This is a genomic window from Frigoribacterium sp. MEB024, assembly GCF_000878135.1.
In the GTDB taxonomy this organism is placed as follows: Bacteria; Actinomycetota; Actinomycetes; order Actinomycetales; family Microbacteriaceae; genus Frigoribacterium.
The window spans coordinates 1-2,857 of record NZ_JXQZ01000106.1 but is presented as its reverse complement, the minus strand read 5'-3'; the positions used below and the strand labels follow the sequence as shown (position 1 = coordinate 2,857).

Below are 2,857 nucleotides of genomic sequence, written 5' to 3'. Positions count from 1 at the left end.
CGGCTGACGCCGCGCCCCGCCGGCTGACGCCGCCGCGCGCCCGCCGGCTGACGCCGCGCGCCTCCTGCCGGAGGTCGCACCACCGATGCGTCGTCGAACCACCCCGTCGCGTGGTTCGACGACGCAACGGTGGTGCGACCCCGTCGGAGAGCCGGCACCCCGTCGGAGAGCCGGCACCCCGTCGGGCAGGATGGACGGCATGCCCGCACCCACCGCGTCCCTGCCCACCGCCCTCGTCACCGGTGCCTCCGGCGGCATCGGCGCCGAGTTCGCCCGGCGGCTCGCGCCCGACCACGACGTGGTGATCGTGGCACGGAGCGGCGACCGCCTCGAGCAGGTGAGGGCCGAGCTCGTGGCGACCCGCGCCTCCGGGTCGTTCACGGCCGTGGTCGCCGACCTGTCGACGCCCGAGGGGGTCGAGACCGTGCTGGCCGCGGTCGGCGACCGCACGATCGACGTGCTGGTGAACAACGCCGGCGTCGGCTCGCACGGGGCGTTCGCCGAGTCCGACCCCGCCGCCGTCCAGGCGCAGCTGCACCTCAACTGCTCACAGGTGGTCGCGCTGACGCGCGCGCTGCTGCCCGGCATGGTGGCCCGCCGACGCGGCACGGTGGTCAACGTCGCGTCGACGGCGGCGTTCCAGCCGATCCCGACGATGGCGGTCTACGGGGCGACGAAGGCGTTCGTGCTCTCGTTCAGCGAGGCGCTGCACGCCGAGGTGCGCGGGTCGGGCGTCACCGTCACGGCCCTCTGCCCTGGGGCGACCGAGACCGGGTTCTTCGCCGCGACCGGCAGCGACTTCCTCACGAGCGGTCGCCAGACGCCCGAGCAGGTCGTCACCGCGGCACTGCGGGCCGTCCGCCGTCGCCGTGCCGTGGTGGTCAGCGGGCTCGGCAACGCGATCGGTGCCCAGGCGCACCGCTTCCTGCCCCGCCGACTCGTGACCGCGGCCTCGGCCCTGATCGTCCGCGAGCGCTAGGCGCCGGGCCCGGGTCGTCGGCCGCGCTTGGCCCGCACGGCGAACGCGTCGAGGGCGACGAGCACGTCGGGCGCCTCGTACAGGCGTCCGCGGCGTGCCTCACCGATCGGCCGCACGATGCCGTCGTCGACGAGTCGTTCGATGCCGGCCCGGGCGTTGTTCGTCGCGACCCCGAGTTCGCGGGCGACCGACGGCACGTCGACGACGGGCTGGCGTTGCAGCACGTCGAGCAGACGTCGACCGACCGACCCCGCGCGGGCGGTCGTGAGTTCGTCCCACTGCAGGCGGAGCCGGGTCAGGTCGGTCACGAGCGAACGGCCGTTGTCGACCGCCTCGACGGTCGCGCGGGTGAAGGCGCGGACGATCGGCTCGACGTCGCCGTCGCGATACGCCCCGAGTGCGTCGAAGTACCCCGAGGCGTCCCGCAGGAGGCCGGCCGAGACCGGCACCGTCACCTGACGCATGACGCCCAGCCGTCTCAGCATCGAGTGGACGATCGCGCGACCCGTCCGGCCGTTGCCGTCGGGGAAGGGGTGGATGGTCTCGAACTGCGCGTGGGTCAGCGCGACGTGCACGAGGGCCGGCAGGTCGTCACGACGGGCGAAGGCGAGCACGTCGTCCATGGCTCGCGGCACCCTCTCGGCGCGGGGCGGTACGAAGTCCGCCGTGTGCGGGCTCGTTCCCGTGCCGCCGATCCACACCTGCTGATCGCGCCAGCGGCCCGTGTGATGCGGTTGCTCGTCGCCCAGGAGGGCCGCGTTCATCGCGACCACGGCAGCGTCGTCGAGGTCGTCGGCGAGGGCGACGGCGGCCTCCATCGCGTGCGCGTTGGCGATGACGAGCCGGGCGTTCGTCCCGGCCTTCCGGCCGAGGGCGGCGAGGGCGATGCCACGGGGCATGGCCGTGAGGTTCTCGATCTCGGAGCTCGACGCGCTCTCGCTCCGCAGCAGGATCGCCGCGAAAGGGGCGGTGAACGCGCCCACCTCGGCGTCGAAGCGGGCCAGCTCGGCGACGGCGTCCTCGCAGTCGACCACGAGGTCCGCGGGCAGGTTCGGCGCGGCCGCCTCGGCGATGGCCGGGGTGACGGCGGCCTCGTACGGGCCGCGTGACCGCAGTCGAGCTCGGCGGGAGAGCGGGGCGTCCTCGTCGTCGTCCCAGGGGTGGCTCTCGTACTCGACCCGCGGCCACGAGGGCGGGGGAACCAGGGGCATGCCACCCACCTTAGCCATGGTTAGCGGATCAAACGTCCTCTCGACGAACCAGGGCGGCGTCACGCGCCGCCACGAGCAGGTCGGTCAGCACCGTGCCGGTGGCCCCGCGGTCCTCGGGGTGCCACTGGACGCACCACACCGGAGCCGTGTCGTGCTCGACGGCCTCGACCGTGCCGTCGTCGGCCCAGGCGACCGCGCGCAGCCCCTCGCCCAAGCGCCGCACCGCCTGGTGGTGCGAGCTGCGCACGACCAGCGACGTCGTGCCGAGCATCGTCGCGAGCGTGCTGCCGTCGGCGAGCCGGACCGGGTGGTCGACCATGCTGTCCGAGGCGTCGTCGGGGTTCACGTGGCCCGGGTGGTCGAGGTGCTGCACGAGGTCTCCGCCGAGGGCGACGTCGACCACCTGCATGCCGCGACAGATGCCGACCAGCGGCACCCGTGCCTCCACGGACCCGCGCACCACCTCGAACTGCACCCGGTCGGCGTCGGCGAAGGTCTGGCCGCGCCCCGGGTAGTCGACCGGCCCGCCGTAGTGGCTCGGGTCGACGTCCTCACCGCCGGTGACGAGCACCGCGTCGGCCTCGGCGAGGGCGGTGCGCACGTCGCCGAGCCGGTTCGCGGGCACCCGGCGCACCGCGAAGCCGACCTGTTCGGCAGCGGCGACCAC

The 2,857-nt window shown here is 74.5% G+C and carries 3 protein-coding genes; 1 reads left to right on the top strand and 2 read right to left on the bottom strand.

Going from position 1 to position 2,857, the window contains the following annotated elements; all coding sequences use genetic code 11:
* The first annotated feature begins 199 nt into the window (after nucleotides 1–199).
* Nucleotides 200–979: an SDR family oxidoreductase gene (locus SZ60_RS15165; RefSeq protein ID WP_043597407.1), complete on the top strand. Its 780-nt coding sequence runs from the start codon at nucleotides 200–202 to the stop codon at nucleotides 977–979.
* Here the strand turns inward: SZ60_RS15165 and SZ60_RS15160 are convergent.
* Both SZ60_RS15160 and SZ60_RS15155 read right to left on the bottom strand, forming a co-directional pair.
* Complete coding sequence (locus tag SZ60_RS15160; protein ID WP_156155633.1) at nucleotides 976–2,190, bottom strand: Fic family protein; 1,215 nt, start codon at nucleotides 2,188–2,190, stop codon at nucleotides 976–978. The two genes, SZ60_RS15165 and SZ60_RS15160, sit on opposite strands and share 4 nt — an antisense overlap.
* 28 nt (nucleotides 2,191–2,218) lie before the next feature.
* Nucleotides 2,219–2,857, bottom strand: a 639-nt coding sequence (locus SZ60_RS15155) for a gamma-glutamyl-gamma-aminobutyrate hydrolase family protein (protein WP_043597403.1), incomplete at its 5' end; no start/stop codon positions are given.

Coding starts and splice junctions, on each gene's coding strand:
- SZ60_RS15165 (WP_043597407.1), top strand. CDS start 200: ATGCCCGCACCCACCGCGTCCCTGCCCACCGCCCTCGTCACCGGTGCC.
- SZ60_RS15160 (WP_156155633.1), bottom strand. CDS start 2,190: ATGCCCCTGGTTCCCCCGCCCTCGTGGCCGCGGGTCGAGTACGAGAGC.